Below are 23164 nucleotides of genomic sequence, written 5' to 3' on the forward strand. Positions count from 1 at the left end.
GGCGCGCCCCTCGGTCCGCGTGAGAGGCGCGCCTGCCTTTAGAGGGCGCTGTTGTTGCAGCCCATGGTCGAGCCGATGCTGGTCTGCTGCGCGCCCGGGTTGCCCTCGCCGTTGAGGCCGTTGCCCAACAATCCGTTGAGGAGTCCGACCTCGCCGAGGACGTCGAGGTTCAGGTCGTGCGACCTGCATGTGGAGCTCTGCTGGATGTTGAGGTGGTCGCCGTGGCCGCCCTCGCCGCCGGCGTGGGCGGTGCCAGCGGTCATCAGTCCGACGCTGCCGAGGGTGGCGACCAGGACGGCAGCCTTGCGAAGCTTGTGCATGTGGTCTCCGTGAAAGTGAATGGGTGCGATCTCTGGTGGATCGACTTCTTTCGCGTACGAGACATTAATGTGAAATGTCATAAATCGGACAATGGCGCGCCGGTTGTGTGCCGCGGTGGCTGCACGCGTGCGGGGCGCCGGTTCCGCTCATGGGCTGATGTGGGGACTCACGGGCTGTGGCACAAGCCGTGGTTGCTGACCAGCGGTTGTTCCACCGTCTCAGGTCGGTGGCACCGTCGGCAGTCTCACGTACGTGGCACTTCCTCACGTCCGGCCTGATCGGAACCGGGCCCAGAGGGATAGGTGACCGGGACCGGGGCGGGCGAAGGCGTCCTCGAAATCGTCGAGGGCGAACCGGCTGTCGGTCACGGGGCGGAGGGCGCCCTGCGCGGCCAGCGCAGCGATCGTCTTCAGACCGGGGCCGATGGCTTCCTCGGGTTCGTTGTGGATGGCGTAGCCGGTGAGGTGTTCTTCGCCGATGAGCAGGTCGACGACGTCGAGTTCGGCCTGCTCGCCGCCGGTGAAGCCGAGAGAGACCACGGTGCCGCCGTTTCGTACGGAGCGAAGCAGTTCACCCGGCCGTACACCGCCCACGGGCAGGGCGGCATCCGTCCCGTGCCTGCCGGTGGCCTCGGCGACGGCCTGGTGCAGATCGCGCGTGGACAGGTCGGTGATCGCGTCGGCCCGTGCCTCGGCTGCGCGCTGTACCTTGTGCGGGGTGGAGACCACGGCGATGGGGTCGGCGCCGAGCGCCTTGCCGGTCTGCACCAGCGTGCCGCCCACGCCGCCGGTGGCGCCGGAGATCAGGACGGTCTGCCCGCGCTGTACGTGGGCGGCGATGGCGGCGGCGGTGGGGAAGGCGTCGGCGTTGAGGACCCGGGTGCGGGCCGCGGCGCCGTCCGCATCCGCGAGGAGCACGTCGTGGAGGCAGGCGACGCCGACTCATCTCAACTGCGGCCAGGCGTTGCGTGACCAGCCCTGGGGCAGGCCAGGGACTGAGATCCGCGCAGGGCCGCATCTGGTTCTGACCTGCGGCGGAACCCGCTGGTGTGTGGTTTCCGCGGCGCGCTTCACGCGGATCACGACTGGCTGTGCTCCCCATTGAGCAGGCCGATCTCGATGGCACGGGCCGGATCGCGCCAGATCCCCATCGCGGTTTTCATGGGCAGGAAACCGAGCCCGCTGTAGAAGGCCTCGGTACCCGGGCTGGCGTAGAGAATGATCTTCTTGTGGCCCTGGCGAGTTCTACCAGCTTGCGCATGATGCGGGAGCCCAAGCCCCGTCCCTGGTGGTCGGGATGCACCGCCACATCGCCGATGTAGGCGCAGTCCACGCCGTCCGCGAGGGCCCGGCCCGCACCCACGAGCGCACCGTCGGCGTAGACGAAGCAGGCGAACATGCTGTTGCCGAACACCGTTGCCAGCGCCTCGGGAGGCTTGTCGCCCAACGGCGCCATCCGGTACAGATGCGCCAGCTCATCGAAGTCCACGTCATCGGCGCGGTGCACCCAGGAATAGTCACCCACTGTTCGATCCCCACCTCGGCCGAGCCATCCGGTCCCGGCGTGAACAGACACCAACTGGCCGGCCGGGGGCGGACTTCCGTCGGCCCTCCGGCCCGCTCTCCCCGGCCACTCACTCGAAGCGCAGGCTGCCCGTACGTTCCCGCTTCAGCTCGAAGAAGTCCGGGTGCGCCGAGAGGGTCCGCACCGCGTCGAAGAGCCGCGCCGCCTCCTCGCCCCGCGGGATGCTGTTCATCACCGGGCCGAAGAAGGCCATTCCGTCGATGTGCATCGTGGGCGTGCCCACGTAACCGCCCGCCGCAGGATCCTTGCCCGCGTCGTGGCTGCGCTGGAGGGCAGCGTCGTACTCGGTCGAACGCGCTGCCTCCGCGAGGCCCCCGGGGAGCCCGAGGTCGAGCAGGGACTCGACGGCGACCGCGTCGAAGTCCTCCATCTTCTTGTTGTGAATGCGGGTGCCGAAGGCGGTGTAGAGGTCGCGGAGCACCTCCTCGGAGTCGTGCTCGGCCGCGGCCACGGCGACGCGGACCAAGCCGAGGGAGCGGTCCACGAGGTCGCGGTACCAGTCGGGCAGTTCGTTGCCCTCGTTGTGGAGATACAGACTCATGACGTGGAACCGGACGTCGAGGTCGCGCAGGGCCTCCACCTCAAGGATCCACCGTGAGGTGATCCAGGCGAAGGGGCAGGCGGGGTCGAAGTAGAAGTCAACCCGGGTCTGTGGCATGGATGATTCAGCTGTCACGACAGCGACGTTACGTGCCTATTGGGGCATGATTTAGATCCAATGCTGTGATAAAATCTTGGTCCACTTCGGCTACCCGGGGCATCGCTTTCCACCCGGCCAGGTGCGCTGCCGATGCTTTCCCACGCTCTGCTGGAGACTTGGCGCCGGCACCGGGGCCGGATGCTGACCCGGCGGCGTGCGCGGTGCGATCGCCGCCTTCGCGACCTCGATCGCCGCGGGTCGTTCCATCAAGTCCTCGGCTCTGCCGAGTTCTTCCGGTGGGCTCAGGACACTGAGACAGCCGCCCGGGGCGGGGCCGCGGCCGTCGCCGGTCGTCTCGTGCGGCCGTTCGGCGGCCGGGCCTTGCGGCCGCTCCCTACCGCGCAGAGAGCAGCGCCGTAGTGGCCGGGGCCGGGGCAGGCCGGATGGGCCAACACAGCGGTGGGCGGCGGAGTGGCTCGCGTCGGGGGTGCCGACCCGGCGCGGCGGCCGTCTCCATCCGCTGCCGCGCACCTTGTTGTCTCGAAATCGCTGTACCGGATCCCGCGTGGCGGCCGCGCCCGTCAGCCCCGCCGCGTCCAGCTCGCTGCCCACATCGGGCCGGGCGCAGGTCGCTGCGTGAACCGTCGGCCGACGAGGACGAGGGGATTTTCGGAGATGCAGGTCAGTTGTGAGCCTCGGAGGCCGGAGTGCGGCCGAGGGCGATCGTCCGCAACAACCGCCGTGACGGGGCCATGGCGGATGACAGCCGCCACGTCTGCCGGCGGGGTCCAGTCGCAGTCCCGGGTGCCGGGCTGCGCTGGCATGGTCATCGCACGTCGACGTAGTCCGTGACCAGGGGGCTCTTGAGGTATTGGTCGCCTATGTTGCGGTTCAGGGCAACTGCCCAGGTGCCGTCCTGGGTGTCGTTTTGGGTGATGTTGCGGATCCGGCCCTTGGAGTCGGTGCTCAGGTCACTGATGTAGCGGTAGGCGGAGGCTCCGCGAGGCCGGAAGTACAGGGCGGGGTTGGCGCCGGCGAGCGGCTTCCAGGTGGTACCCGTGTAGTACTGGAGTGTGCCATTGAGGTGGATGAGGCCGTTCCTGCTGATCGGTTCGGGGGTGACGTCGAACCCGGTGATCCGTGTGGGGTAGCGGCGTAGGTGGACGGGCTTGGTGGTGCTGCTCGCGAGGTCGGGGTTGCCGTTGAAGCGGGCACGCCAGTAGGCGTTGTGCTGCGCGGTGAATGACGCGCCGAAGACTTCCTGGAAGTTGGGCTTGTTGTAACGGATCTTCACCGGGATGGTGGAGGCGGACTTCCAGCCGGTCTTGCCGTCCTTGGAGTATTCGATGGTGACGGCGGTGTTGGACGGCCAGTGGGCACGGGGATCGCTGTACTCGATGTCTCCCGAGACGTGTAGTCGGGAGTTCTCGTCGAGCGTGGCGTCCATGGTGAGGTCAGTCGTGTATGCCACGTGGAGGCTGAAAGGCTCAGTGGCAGGCTGCAAGAACGGCGTGTCGCCGAGGACGAGTTGGCCGGTCGGCAACGGATTGTCCGAGGGGACGCGCAGGCTGTAGAACCCGTTGTCGTCCGTGGTGGTCGTCCCCCCGAACCCCTGCGAAGAGCCTGTGCCTATGAGGCTGAGTGACGTGTGCGGCAGCGGCTGCCAGCCGTCGGCCGTCTGGATCTCCGCGTGGCCGGTGACCGTGCCCGTCGTTCCCTGGCGCAGGTTGAGGGCATGTGTGCTCGCCGTGAACCGGGTCGGTGCCTGCACGGGGTTCATGGGCTGCTGGGGCGAGCGCAGGAGGATCGCCCCGGGGTAGGCGCTGGAGTCTTGCGGCCACACCGTCATGTCGGCCCAGTACACGGCGGGGACGAACGAGAAGGTGAGGCGCCCGTCGGCGTCGGTCTGCGTGTTGAACCTGTTGTATGGGGAGGTGCCCTGGCAGGTGATGACGACCGGCGCGTTGGCGACCGGAACCCGTGTGCCGGGCGTCCGTGGGTCCTCGGCAACTTCGGTACCGCTGACGGTCACTTTTTGATGGAAGTAGTCCGGCTTGGTCGGCGTCACCGTAAGGTCCGGGACAGTGAGAATGGTCTGGTACTGCAGTGTCGAGCGTGAGGCGACGCCGGTGACCGTGGCGCCGGAGGAGTCCTCCATATCGACGGTGATCCGGTACTCGCCGAGGTCCGCGAGGTGCACCGGGGCCCGCCAGACTCCGGACCGGCCGTCCGTGCCGGACTGCTGGGTGAAGTCGTCAGTGGATCCGGCCTCGGGCGCGCCGTTCGGGCTGCCGACGGGGGTGAAGTGGGCGGTGATATGGGTGATCGCATTGTCCGAGTGCGCAGTGATGAAGACCATTCCGGGATGGTCGTACCAGGCGTTCGCGTTATCCAGGACGGGACCAGTCCCTGGAGCGGCATCGGCACGGGCCAGGGCAGGGCCGGTGAACATCGAGGTCGCCAGCGCTGTGGCAGTGGCGGTCGAAAGCAGAGCAGCGCGTCGCACGGTGTATCCCCCCACAGGATCACATGGCCCCAGCTCAGGGGGCCATCCGGTACCCGGCCCGACATCACCGTTGGTGCGGATCGTGACCAAGTGATGGATGAATATAGCGGCTGGATCGAACACAAGCTCTCACCTTGTCGTTTGTCCGGTGCGGCGGGGTTTGGTGCCGGTCTTGTGGTGGGTTGGGTCGGCGGCGGAGTTCGCCGGTGACCAGGAGTAGGCCCACGTCGTAGCGTTCGGCGGGGTGGCGGTTCTTCGAGCCTGGTGGGCGGCCGGGGCCAGGCCTGGAGTGGGGTGACCCCGGCGGTGTGGACACTCTGACAATGGATCTTGCAGATCCAAGGGAAGGTGTGTCCTGGTGGGACGTAGGTCTCCGTATCCGGAGGGGTTCAGGAGTGACGCGGTGGCCTTGTGCCGCGCGGCGGGCGGGAAGCGTACGTACGCGGCGGTCGCGGCGGATGTCGGGGAGACCCTGCGCAGTTGGGTGCGCCAGGCCGACGAGCAGGTGGGCCGCGGTCACAGCCGCAGTGACCAGGCCGGGGAGAGCCGGGATGAGGAACTGGCCCGGCTGCGGGCGGAGAACGGCCGGCTGCGCAAGGCCGAGAAGGAATGGGATTTCGAGCGGGAGATCCTGCGGCGGGCGGCGGCCTGTTTCGCGCAGGAGAGGAAGTGAAGACCCGCCGCTGGGACTTCGTCTCCGCCCGTGCCGAGACCTTCGGTGTTCAGCGGATGCCGGGTTCTTCATGTCTCGCGCTCCGGCTCCTACCGGTGGATCGCCGGTGCGAAGGCCCGAATGGAGCGGCAGGTCGCCGACGACACCCTGGGCGCGGAGTTCCGCGAGGTCCACACCACGCACAAGGGCACCTACGGAGTGAGGCGCGTCCATGCCCAACTGCGGGGCTTTGGGTACACCGTCAACCGCAAGCGTGTCGAGCGGTTGACGCGCCTGCACCGGATCGAGGGCCGCCACCTGCGTCGGCGCAAGCGCACTACCGTGCGCCGAACGGCTCGCACCGCCCGCCCCGGACCTCGGCCAACGCGACTTCACCGCCGGGCAGCTGAACGAGAAGTGGTGCGGCGACATCACGCCGATGACCAGGCACACGCAGGCCAGGAGCAGGAGTAGGAGCAGTTGGCCGAGGTCGTGGTTCACGCCGCTGCGCAGGCTCCTGGGGTCGGGGGCGGCACGGCCTCGAAGTGTTCGGGATGGTCGGGGCGCAGCGCGACGGGCTCGCGGGCGCCATGAGCCCGGACCGATCAGTAAGGCCGGGCCGCATGACCGACGTCTCTACGAAACCCGGTGATTGACACACTGCTGTTCGCGTCAGAGTGTGTCCGGCGGAGGTTGAGGCAGTGGGTGGGCTCCTTCGGGGCGCAGGCCGTCGAAGATGATCGCGAGGTATCGCTGCCACAGGTCTGGTGAGGCGTCCGGGACGGAGCTGGTCACGTAGTTCGGCGCGCACATCAGCAGGATGACGTCGGTGCCGGTGACGTCGGGCCGGATGGCGCCGTCTGCACGGGCCCGGTCGACCAGGGTGTCGATGGTCTGGAACATGGCCGTGCGCGCGTTGCCGACTTCGGGGCGGGTGTCGCCGGCCTCCTGCAGGAACGACAGGTCGCGTTGTTGCCGCTGGTGTGCGGCGGTGGCGAGGAACTCCAGCAACGCGGCGCCGGGGTCGTCGGAGTCCAGCAGGCGTTCGCCGATGGCGGTGAGGGCCTGGATGCGGTCCAGGACGATGGCGGCGATCAGGTCGTCTTTGGTCGGGAAGTGGCGGAAGACGGTGCCTTTCCCGATCCCGGCCCGGCGGGCGATATCGGCGACCGAGGCGTCCAGTCCGTGCTCGGCGAACTCGTCGGCCGCCGCTGCCAGGAGCAGTGCGCGGTTGCGGGCGGCGTCGGCGCGTAGCGGGCGGGACGTGGTCATGGTCGCAGCCTAACAAGTTGACCGCTCGGTCCGGTTGTCGCTAGCGTCTTCCGCCGGGGCAGAAGATGACCGACCGGTCCGTTTTTCTGGAGGGGCTTTGAACAAGCACCGATTGATGAAAGCCGTCGTCGCGACCGCCTTCGGACCGCCGGAGCAGTACACGGTGGCCGAGGTCCCCGTTCCGCGACCCGGCCCAGGACAGATCCAGGTACGGATCTCCGCCGCGGCGATCAATCCGGCCGACGTCCGACTGCCCAGCGGCGAGTTCGGCGACGCCGTGCGGTTGGAGTTCCCGCACATCCCCGGCAACGACTTCGCCGGAACCGTCACCGAAGTCGGCGACGACGTCACCGCCTACCGAGTCGGTGATGAGGTGTTCGGCCTGGCCGTGCCTCGGGCGTTGCGCGCGATGGCCGGCAAGCGCCCGTCGGTGGGCACCGGCACGCTGGCCGAGTACGCCGTCGTCGAGGCGGACACCCCGCTTGTCGCGCACCGCCCGGCCGAGTTGCCGGCCGAGGACGCGGCGGCGCTGGCCACCGCGGGCCTGACCGCGCGGGCGATCGCGACGACCGCGAACATCCAACCGGGCGAGCACGTGCTGGTTGTCGGGGCGACCGGCGGCGTCGGCACCGCTTTGATTCCGCTGCTGGCCGCGGCGAATGCCCACGTGACCGCCACAGCGACCGACACCGACGCCGACGTACTGCGCGAGCTCGGTGCAGCCGAGATCATCGGCTATCGGCAGGCGGACTACCCCGCCGGCATCGACGTCGCTGTCAACGTGGTCTTGCAGGGCGACCGCCTGACCGGCCTGGCCGCGGCGCTGCGTCCCGGTGGCCGCCTGCTCACTATCACCTATCCGGTGCCGACGCCGGAGCTGATCGGCCGTGACGATGTCGAGGTGCACTTTGTCCTCGACATGGACGGCGACCTCGGCGGCATGCGTGAAGTCGGCGACGCAGCCGTGCGTGGAGAACTGCGTGCCACGATCGGACACCGGTACCGGCTCGACCGCGGCCCGCAGGCATGCGCCGACTTCCTCCGCGTGCACACCACGGGCAAGCTCGTCGTCACGATGTAACCGTGCATCCCGTCGGCACGAAGGACGTCCCATCGGCGCCTCGCAGGCCACGAGCAGCCGAAGCGCCGATGGGCACCCTCAACGCCCTGCCAGAACCCGCAGGGACCCAGGGCTTGAACCACAGCAGGCGACACCGAGCCTTGCGGCCCCCCGGCCAACCCCGAAAGCACTCAAATCCTTGATGGTCGACCGGATGAGCCGGTCGCCAGGCAGGACGCTGGCCAACTGGGCCTGCGTCTCGGCCGATCGTCCACTGAGGTCTGGAGCTGGTGGGGCTTCCCCGTGATCGTGGAACCACATGGAGACGCTGCCTGGGGAGACCGCGCATGGCGCCCGGTCCAACGCCCGCGCCAACACCCTTGGGCGTACCTGCACTTCAGGCCCGCGACATCATGTGTGGGCGCGGGGTGGGGGCCCTGCTGTGGTGCGGGGGAAGGTGCGTACACTGTCGTAACTTGAGCGGACTGGGTACCGGCCGCCGGCGTGCATCCCCCTCCCCCCACCACCGTCGGCGTTGAGCGCCCGGTGCGCTCCCTTCATGGGGAGGAACGGGTGGCTCAACACCCTCACAGACGCGGCCGTCTGCTGGCCGCGGCTACCGCGACCGTGCTCGCGGCAACCTTCGCTGGTCCCGTCGCCTGGGCGGACACCGCCACACCAGGACCGGTCACCGCGCCGACCACTCTGCCGGCCGAGACCGTTCCGGCCTCGGTCGACCCGGGCGGGGTCGTCGGCGTCTCCTCGTCCGGCGTCCTGCACGGCAGTTACGGGAACAGCTACGCCTGGACGGACTTCGCCTCCGGGACGACCACGCAACTGGCGCTCCCGGCCCGCACCCGGGAAGCCCGGTACGCCGGCAACGGGCTGGTGGCGTTCTACGCCAACGGCGCCAGCGGCACTCCGCTGGTGTTCCAAAGTCTTTCCGACGGCAGCCGCCAGACGGCCTGCGACTGCTACGTGTACGGCGCCTTCGCCGGAAAGGCCCTGGTGTCCAACCAGGGCAGGGGGCTGGCACTCGCCTCGCCGGACGGCACCCTCACCCCGGTCGCCGCGCCGACCGGCGCCGTGTTCAGCAGCTCGGTCTCGGGCGGCGGGGACAACGATCACATGCTGATCCCCTATGAGCAGAATGGCGCCCAGTACTACCTGTGGATCAACGCCGACGGCAGCAACTCCGTGATCGACGCGTCCTCGCTGCCGGGGACGGGACGGTTCGCTGTCGGTGACGGCAAGCTCGCTTTTCTGAACGCCGCCGGCGACGTCCGGGTCTTCGACGCAAGCGACGTCACGGCGCCCCCGGTGTCCGTCACCCTGAGTCTGCCCGGCCCGTCCCGCCCGGTCGGCGTGGTGGGGGACAACCTCATCGTGGTCACGTCGGCGGGGGATTCAGGCCTCACGTTGTCGGCGCTCCCGCTGAACGGGGGGCCCGGCCAGTCCCTGGGCACCGGATACCCGGCCACCGTGCCGCTCACCGATCCGGAGTCCCCGGACGGCAAGGTCGTGGTCGCGCAGACATCGGCGTCCGGCACGACCCTGCGTGTGCTGACCGCCGCCTCCGACGGCTCCGTGGTCTCGACCGCGATCGCGGACTTCCCAGTGGCCACCTGGCGGCCGGACGCCCTCGCCCTGGCGAACGGGGAACTGGACGCCGCCTACACCAGCCCGTACACCCCGGACAGTTCCCGGATGGAGCACACAGAGCTGCCCGTCGATGCCGCGGGGAGCACGGGTGCGACCACCTCACTGACTCCACTGCCGCAGGGTGACGCGCTGTTCGCGTCCGTCGATGGCTCACCGGTCGAGGTGGACACGGCGAACGGCGACATCATTTCGGGCGCCGGGTCCAAGTTCTCCACCGGCCTGTCCGACCTGCGCGATGTCCAGGTGGCCGGTTCGACCGAGGCGTTCAGCGGCCTGACACCGGCAGGGACCCGGATCATCCAGGTCGGTACGGGCGTCGAGGCGAAAAAGTGGCCGTTCAGCACGTTCGCGCTGTCCGCGACCACCCTGTGGACCCAGACCGCGCCGGGCACGGTCACCGGCGTCAACCTGGACACCCTGCCCACCACCGCCCCCGCGCCCGGCACGTTCACCGTCGCGGGCTGCCCGCTGTCGGTACTGCGGGCGAACGGCCCGTGGCTCTACTGGGCCTGTGCCACGGCCGACGGAGGCGCCGGGGTCTACAACACGGTGACCCGCATGTCGGTGCCCGTGCCGTGGACCGCCGACGGGGACACCGCGCTCGGCGACGGGTTCGTGGCGACCGCCTCCGGCAGCACGCTCAGCGTCACCGACGTCACCAGTGGTGCGGCGCAGACCCGCAAGGTCGCCGACCTGGCCGACCCCGTGCTGGGACAAGGCTGGACCGTCGACCCGTACGGCGGAGGGATCGCGTACGCGGGCAGCGACGGCACGGTGCACGTGGTGCCCAGCGGGGTGTCGCCGTCCCACGTGGCCCTGTACGGCCAGACGACCGGCGTCAGGAGCGACAGCACGGGGTGGCGGGGCACGTGGCAGGTCTCCCGGCCGATCGCCTCCTGGACGCTGACCGTAACGAGCTTGGCCACCGGCAGGGTCGTCAACACCGTCACTGGCGGTCCAGCCCGCGCGCAGTTCACCGCACAATGGGACGGCACCGAGCCGGGCATCACCCGGCCCTCGATCGGGCCCTACACGTGGAAGATCACCGCACGGCCGGCCGACGGCCGGGGACCGGACGCCACCGCCACAGGTACGACCCTGCTGCCCGGCGGCGCACCGGCGTTCCACGACTTCCAGTCGGCGAACGGCCTGCCGGACACCTTCGGCGACATCCTGGTCCGCACCTCGGCGACCACCTTCTCCTACAAGGACAGCACCGGAAACGGCTCCTTCATCCCACTCACAGACAAGTCGACCTGGCCCGCCGGCACCACGGTGGTGCCGTTCGGTCCTCTGCGCGACCGAAAGACCAACGACGTGCTCGTACGCACGCCGTCCGGTGATCTGCGCGTGTACTCGACCCTGTCCAACGACAGCGCCTACACCGACCTGGGCACCGGCTGGAACCAGTTCAAGTGGCTCGGCTACGCCGGGGACGGCAACGGGGACGGGTACCCGGACCTGCTGGCGTGGAGCGCGTCGAACGGCAACCTGTACCTGTACCCGGGCAACGCCCAGGGCCGGTTCGGGGCGCGGACGCTGCTGCGCACCGGCCTGGCGTACACCAAGCTGATCGCGGTCGGGGACGTCACCGGTGACGGGGTGGGGGACCTGCTGGCGTACGACTCCAAGCGGAACCTGTGGCTCATGGCCGGCAACGGCAAAAGCAACTACGCAGCGCGCAAGGAGGTCTTCGCCGACTGGGGGCAGGCATACAACACGATCACCGGAGTGGGCGACGTGACCGGTGACGGCAAGGCGGACCTGCTGGAACGCGACTCCGCCGGCGATGTCTGGGTCAATCCCGGCCGCGGAGACGGCACGTTCGGCGCACGAATCAAGGCTGGCGCCGGCTGGCAGAACTACCAAAATCTCTACTGACGGCCACACGGCGCGGGGTCGGAGGACAGCCCTCCGGCCCCAGAACTACTCCAACCAGGCCTACGCCGTCGGCTGACCTCGCGCTTGCCGATAACTGCATGTCACAGGCCCCGGACCAAGATTGGTCCGGGGCCTTTCCCCCTGTGTCACCGGCAGGATTCGAACCTGCGACACCCTCTTCAGGAGTGGGATCGAATCCTTGCCGGGGAGTGCCCGACGCTGCTATCTGATGCTGTTTTCCCTGGTCAGCAACATGCGAGCGGCGTAGTCAATTCCCCGCGTGTCGCCTCGTGCCGGACAGTCCGCTCACGCATCGCGGCGGCCTTCGTGCCAACGCCGGCCGTGCAGTTGAGGGTCAGCCGGTTCCGGCCGGCGGTGTTCTGGTCGGTGATCCTGACGACCAGCATCGTGGGCACCGCGATGTCGGACTTCATGAACCGCGCCGCCGGCCTGGGCTGTGCCGGCGGCGCCACCGTGCTGACGACCCAGCTGGTGCTCGTACTGAGCGGGTGGCGGGCGACCGGCCAGACCATGGACGTGGAGCGGATCGCCACCACCAAGGGCGAGATCCTGTACTGGACCGCGACTCTCGTGTCCAACACGCTGGGCACCTCCAGCGGTGACTTCCTCTCCGACGGTCTGGGCACCGGTTTCCGCGACAGTGCCCTGGTACTCGGCGGTGCGATGCCGCTGATCCTCGCCGCCCACTACTTGTCACCGGTCTCGGGCACCGTGCTGTTCTGGGCCGCCTACGTGCTGACCCGCCCCTCGGCGCGGTTGCGGAGAACGCCGTGGAAAAGCCCGTGGCGCAGGGCGGCCTCGGCGTCGGAACCACCCTCACCTCCGGCGCCCTGCTCGCTGTGCTGGCTGTCCTGGTGGGTTACCAGCAGCTCACTCATCACGAGCAAACGCGCACGATGGATCCTCTTTCCCGAGGTGGGGGCCAAGCCGATCGCCGGCCGGAGGCGGCTCCAAGGCGGTGAAGGCAAGTCTGATGGTCGATGGACGCGGAGCAGCGGTCAGTGGGCGGGTACCTCGAACCCGAGGGCGGCCAGGGCCTCCTCGGCGGCCTGTTGGTCCTGTTCGTAGCTGCCGCCGGAGATGCCGAGGCCGCCGACGCATCGACCGTCGTCGATGATCGGGTAGCCGCCGCCGACGGCCATCAGACGCGGGTGGCCGGCCAGCGGCGCGACGCGCGCGTCGGCGAGGTAGTCGTTCCACGTGTGGGTGGGGATGTGGAAGGAGGCTGCGGTCCACGCCTTGTCGAGGGCGACCTCGGCGGTGAGGAAGGGGGCGTCGTCGGCCCGGTCGAACGCCTTCAGGTGTCCGCCCTGGTCGGTGACGGCGACGGCGGCCGTGAAGCCGATCCGGGCGGCGGCGGTGTGCACTGCCCCGACGAGGGCGTGGGCGGCGGCCTGGGTGATCGAGGAGGCGGGGGACGACTTCTGGAGCGTGTCGGTAGTCATGAACGTTCCTTTGTTGCTGCGCTGTGCGGTGGGGCGTGAAGCAGCCGGGGCCGGGTCAGCGCAGCGGTGAGGCGGGGGTGGGGACCACGCGGGTGACGACGGTCTTCTCCGGGATCAGCAGGGCGTAGACGGCCGGTCCGATCTCGTTCTTCCAGCGGTCGTGGTCGTAGACCGCCTTGTACAGGGCCTCGCTCTGGGCCTCGTCCTCGAACCGGCGGATCCAGACGTAGCCGTCCTGGTCCTGGTCGTCGACGAAGGAGGCGGTCACGTCCATGCCCAGCGAGGTCTGGAACGGGATGACGGTGTCCTCCATGTAGCGGACCCACTCATCGCGGCGTCCGGGCTGGGCCTGGTAGCGGCGGATCTCGTAGTACACGGCGGTACTCCAAACGGCTTGTGCGGATGGTCAGTTGGCGACGGTGAGGACGAGCTTTCCGCGAGTGCGGCCGGCCTCGCCGCGGGCGTGGGCCACGTCGGCCTGCTCCAGCGGGAAGGTCTCCTCCACCTCGACGGCGACGTGGCCGGCGTCGATCAGGTCGGCGATCGTCGTCAGGGCCGCGCCGTCCGGCTCGACCAGGAACGGGGTCACCCGCACACCGGCCGCCTCGGCGGCCTGGGCCAGCTCCGGGGAGACGCCGGCCGGGATCGCGACCAGCAGGCCACCGGGGCGCAGGACCTTCAGCGAGCGGGTGCTGGTCTGGTCGTGGGCGTCGCCCACCAGGTCGATGACGACGTCGACGTCGGCGGTGGCGTCCTCGAAGCGGGCGGTGGTGTAGTCGATGGTCTCGTGGGCGCCGAGTTCCTTGAGCCAGGGGTGGCGGGCGGCGCTGGCGGTGGCGATCACGTGGGCGCCCAGGTGCCGGGCGAACTGGACCGCGAAGTGGCCGACCCCGCCGGCGGCGGCGGTGACCAGAACACGCTGGCCGGCCTGGACGTGGGCGGTGTCGACCACGGCCTGCCAGGCAGTCAGCGCGGCCAGCGGTACGGCGGCGGCGTGCACGTGGTCGAGGGCGGCGGGCTTGCGGGCGAACTGCCGTGCCGGGGCGGTCACATACTCGGCGTAGCCGTTCGCGACGCGCGGGAACCACGGCATGCCGTACACCTCGTCGCCCACCTTCAGCGTGGTCACACCGAAGCCGACCTCCTCCACCACACCGGACACGTCCCAGCCGAGGGTGAACGGCGGCTCACCCAGCAGCCCGGCCATGCCGGTGCCACCGCGGGTCTTCCAGTCCACCGGGTTGATCCCGGCGGCGTGCACCCGCACCAGCACCTCGGTGGGCAGCGGCACCGGGCGCGGCACCTGCTGGACCCGCAGCACCTCCGGACCGCCGAAACCGTCCTGGACCACCGCGCGCATCATGTCTGCGGACATGCGTCATCTCCTGAGAAAGCATCCTGAAAAGGGCGTCCTGCGGGGGGCCGTTGGCGGCCCTCCCGCTGACGTCGATGACGCTATCCCCATGGATATAGTTACCTACAAGGTCTAGTACTTCCCATTGGGAAGTGACCTGGTGAGGAGAGTGATCATGACGACCACCTGCCCCAGCGGCCAGCATGCGCACCACGACGTCTACGCCGCCCAGTGCCCCTGCCGCGCCCTGCTCGACCTTCTCGCCAACAAATGGTCCGCGCTGGCCATCGGCGCCCTCGAAGAGGGCCCCAAGCGGTTCGGCGAACTCCAGCGCACACTCCAGGGCGTCAGCCCCAAAGTGCTCACCCAGACGCTGCGCCGCCTGGAGGACTTCGGCATCCTCGACCGCACGATCTACCCTGCCGTCCCCCTGCACGTCGAGTACGCCCTCACCCCGCTCGGCCAGAGCGCCGCCATCCCGCTCAACGCGCTCCGCGCCTGGGTCGAGGACAACATCGACAACGCCCTCACCCCTGAGCCGGCCGTACGGTAACCGGGGCGCGATGCGCACCTGCGAGGGCATCATCAACGCCTGACCCGGCGGGCGGAGACGCCCGCGAGATGACCATGAACCGCAATGCGGCCGGTACTGCCAACGGTCCGTGACGCTTACCGAGGCAGAAGAGGCCGGTGAGCCCGGCGATCGCCGACCGCGACCGGCATGTCGAGTCCTACCGTCTACGCGGCACGAGTCCGGCCTCGAAGGCGGTGATCGCCAGGTGGACGCGGTCTCGAGCTTCGAGCTTGGCGAACAGACGCGCGACATGCGTCTTCGCCGTCGCCGCGCTGATCACCAACCGCTCGGCTATCTCAGCGTTCGACAGTCCCTGTCCGACCAGCGCCAGCACCTCGCGCTCCCGGTCGGTGATCCCCGCGATGAGACTTGAGTCCGCGGCGGGCTCGGCGTCCGGTTCGGGGGCCGCGGGGCCGGACGTTCCGGCGAAGTCCGCGATCAGCCGCCGGGTCACGCTCGGCGCGATCAACGCGTCACCGGCCGCCACCACGCGGATCGCGTCCAGGATCGCGTTCAGGGCCATGCTCTTGAGCAGGAATCCGCTGGCCCCGGCGCGCAGTGCGCCGTAGACGTACTCGTCGTCGTCGAAGGTCGTCAGGACCAGCACCTTGGGCGGGTCCGGCTCGGCGGTCGCCTGCCGGGTCGCCGCGATCCCGTCCATGCCCGGCATCCGGATGTCCATCACCACGACGTCCGGCCGCAGCTCACGCGCCAGGCGCACCGCCTCGCGGCCGTCGCCGGCCTCCCCGGCCACCTCCAGGTCGTCGGTGTCGCCGATCAGGATTCCGAGCCCGACCAGCATCAGTGGCTGGTCATCGACCAGCAGCACCCGCACGCTCATGCCGGAAGCCTCGCCGCCACCCGGAATCCGCCCTCCGGACGCCGGCCCGCGCTGAACTGGCCGGACAGCAACGTCACCCGCTCGCGCATGCCGACCAGGCCGAAGCCGCTCCCGCCGGTCGCCGCCGAGGACCTCGGTCGGCCCGGCCCGCCGAGACCGTCGTCCCCCTCGTCCACCACCTCGATGCTCACTCCTTCCGGCTCGTAATCGACCGCGACCCGGCACGTTCGCGCCCCGGAATGCCGCACCACGTTCGTCACCGACTCCTGGATGATCCGGAACGCCGACAGTTCGATCTCCGGCGGCAGTGGACGCTGCTCGCCCCGCCAGGTCACGTGGACCCGCACTCCGGCGTCGGCCGTGCGTTCGGCGAGGAGCGGGATGTCGGCCAGGCTGCCGGCCGGCGCCAGCGGAGCGGCCCGCGGCATGGCGTCGTCCATCTCGGCGCGGCGTAGCGCCCCGAGCATGCGCTGCAGCCCGAGGAGCGTCTCCCGGCTGGTGGTCTCGATGCCGGTCAGCGCCCGCCGCGTCTGCTCGGGCTTGGTCTCCACGACCCGCGCCGCCGCTCCCGACAGCACCGTGATGATCCCGATGCTGTGCGCGACGCTGTCGTGCAGTTCACGGGCGATCCGCAGCCGCTCGGCCATGACGACGCGGGCCTCGGTCTGCTCGTGCAGGGATTCGAGGTATTCACGGCGTTTGCGATACACCCCCCCCGAAGACCCACGCGACCGCGAACCACAACGCGAGCCACCCGGCCCACTGGACCGCGTCGCCGACACTGACGTGGATGTCGTTGACGAACGCGGCCGCGACGCCCGCGACGGAGCCGACGGCGGCAGCCTTCGGCCGCCGGGCGGCGATGTACCCGCTCAAGGCGACGAGCAGGATGAACACGACCAAGGGCCGCGCGCCGAAAATGTCGCCGAGGGCTGATTCGCCCAGGACCGCCGCGAAGACGGCCGCCGGCAGACGGCGCACCAGCAGGATCGGAAGGGCGAGCACGACGCAGAGACCCGTCGTCTGGTAGCGCCCGAGGTCGGGGAACCGGAACAGGCCGTCGTCAGGGCTCGGCGTCGTCAGGGCGAGCATCAGCGCGTAGAAGCCGGCGATGGCCAGCACCACGGCGTGTGACATCAGCCAGGTCACGCGCTTCGATGTCGAGAGACGCTGGAGAAGCTCTTCCACACGGAGATCGTATTCAGTGGCGTCGGCTCTGCGCGTCGCCCCGGGGATGTACGCGGGTACACCTCCGGGCCGATGGCCCGCGGGGGAGGTGACATCCGCCGGCCGACGCGAGGGATCACGATCCGTTCCTAGGTTCATGGCCATGACGAATGCACCGATGATCGATCTCCAAGACGCGACAAAGAAATATGATGACGGCCCGCCCGCGCTGGCCGGTGTGACCTTGTCCGTGGCGGCTGGTGAGTGCGTGGCGATCCTCGGGCACTCCGGCAGTGGCAAGTCGACGCTGCTGAACCTGGTCGCGGGTCTGGACAAGCCTTCCAGCGGCAGTGTCACCGTCGACGGCACCCGCGTCGACCAGCTCGGTGAGGCCGATTCGGCGAAGTACCGCCGGGCCTCGATCGGCATGATCTTCCAGTTCTTCAACCTGCTCGACGATCTGACAGTTCTGGACAACGTCATGGTTCCGGCGCAGCTGGCCGGGATGGGCAAGGGCGAAGCGAAGCGCCGGGCCATCGAGCTGCTCGGCTCGCTGGGCATCGACCGGCATGCCAAGGCCTACCCGCAGCGGCTGTCCGGCGGTCAGCGGCAGCGGGTCGCGGTGGCCCGGTCCCTGATGAACAAGCCGGCGCTGCTGCTGGCCGACGAGCCCACCGGCGCGCTGGACTCGAACTCGGCCGAGGACGTGCGCCGGCTGCTGCTGGACCTGAACAGCGAGGGTCAGACCATCTTGTTGGTGACCCACGATGTGCGGCTGGCCGCGAGCACCGCGCGTCGCACGATCGAGTTGGTGGACGGCGCGGTCGAGCGGGACGTCACCCACGACGGCAGCGGTGCCGGCCCGGCCGCCCGCACGCCGCTGACCCGTCGGTCGGGAGCGGTCGGATGACACTGCGCAAGCCGCCGATGCCCCGGCGCCTCTTCGAGGTCGGATTCCATGCCATGGCCCGCCTGCTGCTGGCGGTGAGCCGGTGAGCGCCCTGGGCAAGGTCGTACGCTCCGGCGTGGGCCGGCGTCGGGTCCAGTCTCTCGTCATGACCCTGACAACGTTCGCCGCGGTGACGTCCTCAGTACTCTCCCTCGGCCTGCTGACTGTCGTGCAGGCCCCGTTCGAGCACGCTTTCAGTGCTCGGAACGGGGCGCACCTGGCGGTCCAGTTCGACGGTTCGAAGGTCACGGCCGCGCAGGCCACCGCCACCGCGCACGCCGCCGGCGTCACCGAGGCGGCCGGACCGTACCCGATCGCCGCCGCCCTGGACACGACCGTCGGCACGGACTGCCCCAAGAAGGATTTCGCCGGTCACGACAACCATCCGATCACCGTAACCACCCGGCCCGACCTGGGGAGCACCTCCGGGATGGACCAGTTGGCGCTGACCCAGGGGCGCTGGCCGACCAGCCCGGGCGAGATCGCCCTGCCGTGGCAGCACTATGCCACCGCCTGCTTCGGCAGTTCGGTGGTGTTCTCCTCCCTGCCGGGCAAGCCGTCGTTCAAGGTCGTCGGCTTCGCCGACTCGGTGACCAACAGCGCGACCGCCTTCGCCACCGCCGACGGTTTCGCGCGGCTCACCGCTGCCGGTGCCAAGTCCGACGAGCAGATGCTCTACCGGTTCGCCAAGGCCGGGACCGACGCCGACATCGCCACCGACAAGCGGGCGGTGGCCGCCGCCGCGCCGGCCGGCGCGGTCGAGAGCGGACAGTCGTACCTGACCGCGAAGCAGCAGGCCGGCGGCAACGCCAGGGCCTACGTGCCGTTCCTGATCGGCTTCGGGATCCTCGGGCTGTTCATGTCGGTGCTGATCATCTCGATCGTGGTCAGCGGGGCTGTGGCCTCGGGAATCCGGCGTATCGGGATTCTGAAGTCGTTGGGCTTCACCCCCTCACAGGTGGCCCGCGCCTACACCGCGCAGGCCATGATCCCGGCGACACTCGGCGTGGTGCTCGGCGCGGTTTTCGGCGACCTCCTGGCTGTGCCGATCCTGGGCGGGGCCACCAAGCAACTCGGCGCGGCCAGTGCCACGATTCCGTTGTGGGTCAGCGCCGTGGTGCCGCTGGGCACCCTGCTGATCGTCGGCGTCACGGCTTTGATCCCGGCGCTGCGGGCCGGCCGGATGCCGACGGTGCGCGCTCTGGTGGTCGGCCGCGCCCCCAAGGCCGGGGGCAGCCAGACGGCGCAGCGTCTGGCCGCGCGGCTGCCGCTGCCCCGGGCCATGTCGTTGGGGCTGGCCCAGCCGTTCGCCCGGCCGGCCCGGGCCGTACTGGTCGGTGCGGCGGTGCTGTTCGGCGTGGTGAGTGCCACGTTCGCGGTGGGGCTGGAGACCGGGTTCAACAAGTACCTGGACACCAGCACCGCAGGCTTCAACGTCGCGTCGAAGTTCGTGGAACCCACAGCCGACGTAGGCGTGACCTGGGGTTTGTACGGCCCCAACGACCCGCGCAGGCCGCACCTGGATGCCGCCGAGGTGGCCGCCGCGCTCGCCGAGACCCCGGGCACGAGGGCCGCGTTCGGCTGGGGCGAGAGCGGCGCGACCATCGTCGGCGCCCCGCCCGGCGGCGAACCGCCGAAGGTGTTCACGGTCACCGGCGACTTCTCCTGGACGAACATGGAGCTGCTGTCCGGCCGCTGGTTCTCAGCGCCCGGCGAGGCCGTGGTCGGCGACAAGCTGGCCACGACGGTGGGGATCCACGTCGGTGACAACGTCACCGTGGTGCAGCAGAACAAGCAACTGCCGCTGAAGGTCGTCGGCATCAACTTCGACACCAACGTGGGCGACTACACGGTCATGACGGATGCGGCCACCTTCACCGCCGCCGGTCTGGCCCCGCACATCGAGCAGTTCAACGTCGAGCTGGCCCCGAACGTCAGCGGACCGGACTGGTCCACCTCAGCCGCCGCCGCGCTGACCCCGCTGAACGCCTCGGTCCAGCCGAACTCGGACGGGGGCAAGAACATCGTGGTGATCATCATGGGCACCCTGGTGGCCACGCTCACGCTGATGATGGTGGCGGTCGCCGCGCTCGGGGTGCTGAGCATGGTGGTGCAGGACACCCGGGAGCGGGTTCATGATCTGGGGATCTTCAAGGCCCTCGGGATGACACCCAAGCAGACCATCGCGATGGTTCTGACCTCGGTGTCCCTCACCGGCCTGATCGCCGGGCTGATCGGGGTCCCGCTCGGGGTCGCGGTGGAGAAGGCGACGCTGACCCCGATGGGGAACGCGATCGGCCGGCACCTGCCGCCGAGCGTGTCCCACACCTACACCGCCGCTCTGCTCATCCCCCTGCTGGCCGGCGGGATCGTGATCGCCCTGCTCGGGGCACTGCTCCCGGCCGGCTGGGCGGCACGGACCCGGACCGCCACCGCGCTGCGGACCGAGTAGGACCGAGCCGAGCCGCCGGTCGCCGCAGCAAAAGCGGTGCTGGGCACTGCACGGCGCGCCAAGAACGCCAATGCCGCCATCGCCGCCATGGACAGCGGATCGATCCTGGACTTCACGCGTTCGTACCGCCGTCCGCGGTATGTCCGATATTGGTCACCGGGCACGCGGTGTCTGGGAAGTGGGGGCGGCGGTTCAGGGCTTCGCCGGCGGAAGTGAGACTGTTCGGCGCCGACGTGTCCTCGTCGATCAGGCAGGCTGCAGGCGCCAGGAGCACAGCAAGGAGTGTGTAACCGGGGGTGCCGGGCGGCCCGACGGGGAGAGTCCCACCGGCCGAACAGCTCCCCGGCTGTTGTGGCCAACGGGCATGGTGGGCACGGCTGTCGCCACCACGCGGTGGCGACAGCCACTGAGTCTCTTCGGGGCATCAGCCGCCCGAAGTCCCTTACTGGACCGTGGCCGTGAGGGTCACCTCGATGTTGCCCCGGGTGGCGTTGGAGTACGGGCACACTTCATGGGTGGCCTTCATCAACTGGTCGGCGGTGGACTGCTCCAGGCCCGGCAGGTGCGCGGTCAGCGAAACGGCCAGGGTGAAACCGCCGGCCTCCCGCGCCAGCAGGCTCACCTTCGACTGCACGGTCGAGGCCGACAGCTCGACCCCTTGCCCGCGCGCGAGCAGGCGCAGTCCGTTGTGGAAGCAGGCGGCGTATCCGGCGGCGAAGAGCTGCTCCGGGTTGGTCTTGTCGCCGCCGGGGCCGCCCATCTCCTTCGGGACCGCCAGCACTTCGTCCAGGACGCCGTCGAGGGACCGGACTTCGCCGTTGCGACCGTCACCGGTCGACAGGGCCTCGGTGGTGTACAGCGTAGACATGTTGTTTCCCTTTCGTGAGACGCGTTCCGGCCGGTACGCCGGGCATCGCGTCCGGGACGTGGTGGGCGGGGATGCCGTGGCCAAGTGAGTCGGGCCGAGCCGAAGCCGGGGCCCCGCCGACGACGAGGTCGCCGTACCGGGTTCCGGGCCGGTGACGCCGGTCACCCACCCCCCCCCGCCCGTGTTCCGTTGCGGGGCGGACCTGCGTCCTGCTCGTGGCTCCGAGTGTGCTGGCGCCGGCTGCTCGCAGCCTGCCCCTGCCAGGGGCAGGCTGGCTGACGTCCTGGTGATCGATACTCGGCGCATGGACAAGAAGCCGCGGTTGGGGGAGTTCCTCAAGACCCGCCGGTCGCAGTTGCAGCCGGCAGACGTAGGACTCCCGGATTTCGGAGAACGCCGTCGCGTGCCGGGTCTGCGCCGCGACGAGCTGGCACAGCTCGCCGGGGTGGGCCTGTCCTACTACACGCGGCTGGAGCAGGGGCTCTCGCTCAACGCCTCACCGGAGGTGCTGGACGCGCTGGCTCGTGCCCTCGGGCTGGACGAGGTGGAGCGGGCTCATCTGCACGACCTGGCCCGCGCCTCGCGCCGCACCGGTACCCGGCGCAGGCCCGCGCCGGAGCGGGCGGGCGACACGACCCAGCAGCTGCTCGGCGCGTTCGGCGACGCACCCGCGGTCGTGCTCGGGCGCCGCAGCGACGTACTGGCCTGGAACCGCACGGGACACGCCCTGTTCGCCGGGCATCTGGACCCGCACATCCCCGATCAACCCGACCGGCGCCCGAACACGGCCCGGCTGGTCTTCCTGGACGCACACACCCGGGACCTCTACGACGTGGACTGGCCGAAGAAGGCCAGGGACGTGGTGGGAAAGCTGCGGCTCGCCGTCGGACAGCATCCGGACGACCCGCGGCTGGCCGCGCTGATCGGTGAACTGGCCATGAAGAGCGCGGAGTTCACCACGATGTGGTCCGAACACCGGGTCAGGAAGTGGGATCTTGCGACGTACCGCATGCACCATCCGCTCGTAGGCCGCATGCAGCTCAACCTCCAGACCCTGAACGTCCCGCAGGAGGAGGGCCAGCGCATAGTCGTGGCGACCGCCGACGCCGGGACCACGTCAGCGGCAGCGCTGTGCCTCCTCACCCAGGCCGGTGTTCCGACTGCCCTTCCGGCCGCGCGGCAGGCGGGACGCACCGAGACTCCGGGATCCCCACGGGACGGGGCGGACAGCCGGAGCTAGGGTCTGCTGCGAAAGTGCTGGTCACAGCCACTTGTTGAGGACTGCGACCAGTGCGGTTGCCTCTTGGCGCACGGCGAGTTCGTCGCATCTCGTGGCGGCTGCGCGACGGCCGCTGGTCTGAACCGGCCTTGACCTCAACTGCGCTTGAGGTCCTAGCCTCGCGATCATGACGACCATGAGCACCCCGCGGAACAACACCACCGCGCTCGACCAGCGGCCGATCGCCCTGGTTGCCTGGGGCGCCACCGAGGCGATCCTGCGGCACTCGCAGGCTGCCCTGGCGCGCATCGACATGACCCAGCCCCAGTGGTGGGCGCTCAACAACATCGTCCGGGCCGAGCACGGCCTCACCGAAGAAGAGATCCGTGCCCTGGACGTGCCCTACGGCATGGACGCCCAGGTGATGGTCCACGCCGCCGACGTCCTCGTGCACCGGGGCTGGCTCGGCGTCGGCGCGGACGGCCGGCTGACCCTCACGGAACAGGGCCACGAGGGCCTGGCGACGGCGAAGGAACACATGGACCGGGTGCGCTCGGAGCTCCTCGGCGACATCACGGAGGAGGACTACGCGACGGCGGTCTCCGTACTCCAGCACGTCACCGACAACCTCGCCTGACGGTGCCGTCGTAGAGGTCGACGTACCCGAGCAGGGGCAAGAAAGGCCCGCCAGGTGAT

The 23164-nt window shown here is 69.7% G+C and carries 23 protein-coding genes; 10 read left to right on the forward strand and 13 right to left on the reverse strand.

All coding sequences use genetic code 11. The annotated features are described in order from the left end of the window. Window positions 1–38: 38 nt before the first annotated feature. From ACZ4MF_RS40100 to ACZ4MF_RS40120, 5 genes are all read right to left on the reverse strand, one after another. Window positions 39–320 carry a hypothetical protein gene (locus ACZ4MF_RS40100; RefSeq protein WP_467498101.1) on the reverse strand — a complete coding sequence of 94 codons (282 nt, stop codon included), beginning with the start codon at window positions 318–320 and terminating at the stop codon, window positions 39–41. Between the two features lie 264 nt (window positions 321–584). Then, window positions 585–1238, reverse strand: coding sequence for a quinone oxidoreductase family protein (locus ACZ4MF_RS40105; protein WP_467498102.1), 654 nt, complete (start codon window positions 1236–1238; stop codon window positions 585–587). A 241-nt stretch (window positions 1239–1479) separates the two neighbouring features. Then, window positions 1480–1845 carry a GNAT family N-acetyltransferase gene (locus tag ACZ4MF_RS40110; RefSeq protein ID WP_467498103.1) on the reverse strand — a complete coding sequence of 122 codons (366 nt, stop codon included), beginning with the start codon at window positions 1843–1845 and terminating at the stop codon, window positions 1480–1482. Window positions 1846–1954: 109 nt separating this feature from the next. Further along, window positions 1955–2563 (reverse strand): mycothiol-dependent nitroreductase Rv2466c family protein, encoded by a 609-nt coding sequence (locus ACZ4MF_RS40115; RefSeq protein ID WP_467498170.1) that lies wholly within the window; start codon window positions 2561–2563, stop codon window positions 1955–1957. Window positions 2564–3371: 808 nt separating this feature from the next. Further along, the gene (locus ACZ4MF_RS40120; protein WP_467498105.1) at window positions 3372–4904 is read right to left on the reverse strand and encodes a hypothetical protein; all 1533 of its coding nucleotides are present in this window, start codon (window positions 4902–4904) and stop codon (window positions 3372–3374) included. A gap of 550 nt (window positions 4905–5454) precedes the next feature. Here ACZ4MF_RS40120 and ACZ4MF_RS40125 point away from each other — a divergent pair. Beyond that, window positions 5455–5724 carry a transposase gene (locus ACZ4MF_RS40125; RefSeq protein WP_467498107.1) on the forward strand — a complete coding sequence of 90 codons (270 nt, stop codon included), beginning with the start codon at window positions 5455–5457 and terminating at the stop codon, window positions 5722–5724. 120 nt (window positions 5725–5844) lie between these two features. Continuing rightward, window positions 5845–6177 carry an IS3 family transposase gene (locus ACZ4MF_RS40130; RefSeq protein ID WP_467498109.1) on the forward strand — a complete coding sequence of 111 codons (333 nt, stop codon included), beginning with the start codon at window positions 5845–5847 and terminating at the stop codon, window positions 6175–6177. A 198-nt stretch (window positions 6178–6375) separates the two neighbouring features. Here ACZ4MF_RS40130 and ACZ4MF_RS40135 read toward each other — a convergent pair whose 3' ends face one another. Continuing rightward, window positions 6376–6975 (reverse strand): TetR/AcrR family transcriptional regulator, encoded by a 600-nt coding sequence (locus ACZ4MF_RS40135; RefSeq protein ID WP_467498111.1) that lies wholly within the window; start codon window positions 6973–6975, stop codon window positions 6376–6378. Between the two features lie 163 nt (window positions 6976–7138). Between ACZ4MF_RS40135 and ACZ4MF_RS40140 the strand changes: the two genes are divergently transcribed. The 3 genes from ACZ4MF_RS40140 (at window position 7139) to ACZ4MF_RS40150 (ending at window position 12667) form a co-directional block, all read left to right on the forward strand. Continuing rightward, window positions 7139–8056, forward strand: coding sequence for an NADP-dependent oxidoreductase (locus ACZ4MF_RS40140; protein WP_467498113.1), 918 nt, complete (start codon window positions 7139–7141; stop codon window positions 8054–8056). Window positions 8057–8608: 552 nt separating this feature from the next. Beyond that, window positions 8609–11578, forward strand: a complete 2970-nt coding sequence (locus ACZ4MF_RS40145; RefSeq protein ID WP_467498115.1) for an FG-GAP repeat domain-containing protein — start codon at window positions 8609–8611, stop codon at window positions 11576–11578. Window positions 11579–11905: 327 nt separating this feature from the next. Continuing rightward, window positions 11906–12667, forward strand: a complete 762-nt coding sequence (locus tag ACZ4MF_RS40150; protein ID WP_467498117.1) for a COG4705 family protein — start codon at window positions 11906–11908, stop codon at window positions 12665–12667. Here ACZ4MF_RS40150 and ACZ4MF_RS40155 read toward each other — a convergent pair. The 3 genes from ACZ4MF_RS40155 to ACZ4MF_RS40165 are packed head-to-tail and all read right to left on the reverse strand — an operon-like array spanning window position 12598 to window position 14419. After that, entirely contained in the window at window positions 12598–13044 is a 447-nt protein-coding gene (locus ACZ4MF_RS40155) for a GlcG/HbpS family heme-binding protein (protein WP_467498119.1), read from the reverse strand. The genes ACZ4MF_RS40150 and ACZ4MF_RS40155 overlap by 70 nt on opposite strands. Window positions 13045–13099: 55 nt before the next feature. Next, window positions 13100–13420, reverse strand: coding sequence for an NIPSNAP family protein (locus ACZ4MF_RS40160; protein WP_467498121.1), 321 nt, complete (start codon window positions 13418–13420; stop codon window positions 13100–13102). 30 nt (window positions 13421–13450) lie between these two features. Beyond that, complete coding sequence (locus ACZ4MF_RS40165; RefSeq protein WP_467498123.1) at window positions 13451–14419, reverse strand: NADP-dependent oxidoreductase; 969 nt, start codon at window positions 14417–14419, stop codon at window positions 13451–13453. A gap of 154 nt (window positions 14420–14573) precedes the next feature. On the opposite strand from ACZ4MF_RS40165, the gene ACZ4MF_RS40170 reads away from it, so the two are divergent. Next, complete coding sequence (locus ACZ4MF_RS40170) at window positions 14574–14951, forward strand: winged helix-turn-helix transcriptional regulator (RefSeq protein ID WP_467498125.1); 378 nt, start codon at window positions 14574–14576, stop codon at window positions 14949–14951. Between the two features lie 178 nt (window positions 14952–15129). Here the strand turns inward: ACZ4MF_RS40170 and ACZ4MF_RS40175 are convergent, their stop codons facing one another. The 3 genes from ACZ4MF_RS40175 to ACZ4MF_RS40185 are packed head-to-tail and all read right to left on the reverse strand — an operon-like array spanning window position 15130 to window position 17001. Continuing rightward, a complete protein-coding gene (locus tag ACZ4MF_RS40175) occupies window positions 15130–15813 on the reverse strand; it encodes a response regulator (RefSeq protein ID WP_467498127.1) in 684 nt (227 codons plus the stop codon). Continuing rightward, entirely contained in the window at window positions 15810–16523 is a 714-nt protein-coding gene (locus ACZ4MF_RS40180; RefSeq protein ID WP_467498129.1) for a sensor histidine kinase, read from the reverse strand. The genes ACZ4MF_RS40175 and ACZ4MF_RS40180 overlap by 4 nt, the downstream gene beginning before the upstream one ends. Further along, entirely contained in the window at window positions 16504–17001 is a 498-nt protein-coding gene (locus ACZ4MF_RS40185; protein ID WP_467498131.1) for a hypothetical protein, read from the reverse strand. Before ACZ4MF_RS40185 ends, ACZ4MF_RS40180 begins: the two co-directional genes overlap by 20 nt. A 136-nt stretch (window positions 17002–17137) precedes the next feature. Here ACZ4MF_RS40185 and ACZ4MF_RS40190 point away from each other — a divergent pair, with 136 nt between their 5' ends. After that, window positions 17138–17890 (forward strand): ABC transporter ATP-binding protein, encoded by a 753-nt coding sequence (locus ACZ4MF_RS40190; protein WP_467498172.1) that lies wholly within the window; start codon window positions 17138–17140, stop codon window positions 17888–17890. 145 nt (window positions 17891–18035) lie between these two features. Next, window positions 18036–20381: an ABC transporter permease gene (locus tag ACZ4MF_RS40195; RefSeq protein WP_467498133.1), complete on the forward strand. Its 2346-nt coding sequence runs from the start codon at window positions 18036–18038 to the stop codon at window positions 20379–20381. A 442-nt stretch (window positions 20382–20823) separates the two neighbouring features. Here ACZ4MF_RS40195 and ACZ4MF_RS40200 read toward each other — a convergent pair whose 3' ends face one another. Further along, complete coding sequence (locus ACZ4MF_RS40200; protein WP_467498135.1) at window positions 20824–21249, reverse strand: organic hydroperoxide resistance protein; 426 nt, start codon at window positions 21247–21249, stop codon at window positions 20824–20826. Between the two features lie 304 nt (window positions 21250–21553). On the opposite strand from ACZ4MF_RS40200, the gene ACZ4MF_RS40205 reads away from it, so the two are divergent. Together ACZ4MF_RS40205 and ACZ4MF_RS40210 are read left to right on the forward strand one after the other, a co-directional pair. Next, entirely contained in the window at window positions 21554–22489 is a 936-nt protein-coding gene (locus ACZ4MF_RS40205; RefSeq protein WP_467498137.1) for a helix-turn-helix transcriptional regulator, read from the forward strand. A 166-nt stretch (window positions 22490–22655) separates the two neighbouring features. Next, window positions 22656–23105, forward strand: coding sequence for a MarR family winged helix-turn-helix transcriptional regulator (locus ACZ4MF_RS40210; protein WP_467498139.1), 450 nt, complete (start codon window positions 22656–22658; stop codon window positions 23103–23105). The last annotated feature ends 59 nt before the right edge of the window (window positions 23106–23164 follow it).

This window comes from Streptomyces sp. NPDC025793, assembly GCF_055558375.1.

Coding starts and splice junctions, on each gene's coding strand:
- ACZ4MF_RS40100 (WP_467498101.1), bottom strand. CDS start 320: ATGCACAAGCTTCGCAAGGCTGCCGTCCTGGTCGCCACCCTCGGCAGC.
- ACZ4MF_RS40115 (WP_467498170.1), bottom strand. CDS start 2,563: ATGCCACAGACCCGGGTTGACTTCTACTTCGACCCCGCCTGCCCCTTC.
- ACZ4MF_RS40120 (WP_467498105.1), bottom strand. CDS start 4,904: ATGGTCTTCATCACTGCGCACTCGGACAATGCGATCACCCATATCACC.
- ACZ4MF_RS40130 (WP_467498109.1), top strand. CDS start 5,845: ATGGAGCGGCAGGTCGCCGACGACACCCTGGGCGCGGAGTTCCGCGAG.
- ACZ4MF_RS40135 (WP_467498111.1), bottom strand. CDS start 6,975: ATGACCACGTCCCGCCCGCTACGCGCCGACGCCGCCCGCAACCGCGCA.
- ACZ4MF_RS40155 (WP_467498119.1), bottom strand. CDS start 13,044: ATGACTACCGACACGCTCCAGAAGTCGTCCCCCGCCTCCTCGATCACC.
- ACZ4MF_RS40165 (WP_467498123.1), bottom strand. CDS start 14,419: ATGTCCGCAGACATGATGCGCGCGGTGGTCCAGGACGGTTTCGGCGGT.
- ACZ4MF_RS40170 (WP_467498125.1), top strand. CDS start 14,574: ATGACGACCACCTGCCCCAGCGGCCAGCATGCGCACCACGACGTCTAC.
- ACZ4MF_RS40175 (WP_467498127.1), bottom strand. CDS start 15,813: ATGAGCGTGCGGGTGCTGCTGGTCGATGACCAGCCACTGATGCTGGTC.
- ACZ4MF_RS40190 (WP_467498172.1), top strand. CDS start 17,138: ATGGCCATGACGAATGCACCGATGATCGATCTCCAAGACGCGACAAAG.
- ACZ4MF_RS40195 (WP_467498133.1), top strand. CDS start 18,036: ATGACCCTGACAACGTTCGCCGCGGTGACGTCCTCAGTACTCTCCCTC.
- ACZ4MF_RS40200 (WP_467498135.1), bottom strand. CDS start 21,249: ATGTCTACGCTGTACACCACCGAGGCCCTGTCGACCGGTGACGGTCGC.
- ACZ4MF_RS40205 (WP_467498137.1), top strand. CDS start 21,554: ATGGACAAGAAGCCGCGGTTGGGGGAGTTCCTCAAGACCCGCCGGTCG.
- ACZ4MF_RS40210 (WP_467498139.1), top strand. CDS start 22,656: ATGACGACCATGAGCACCCCGCGGAACAACACCACCGCGCTCGACCAG.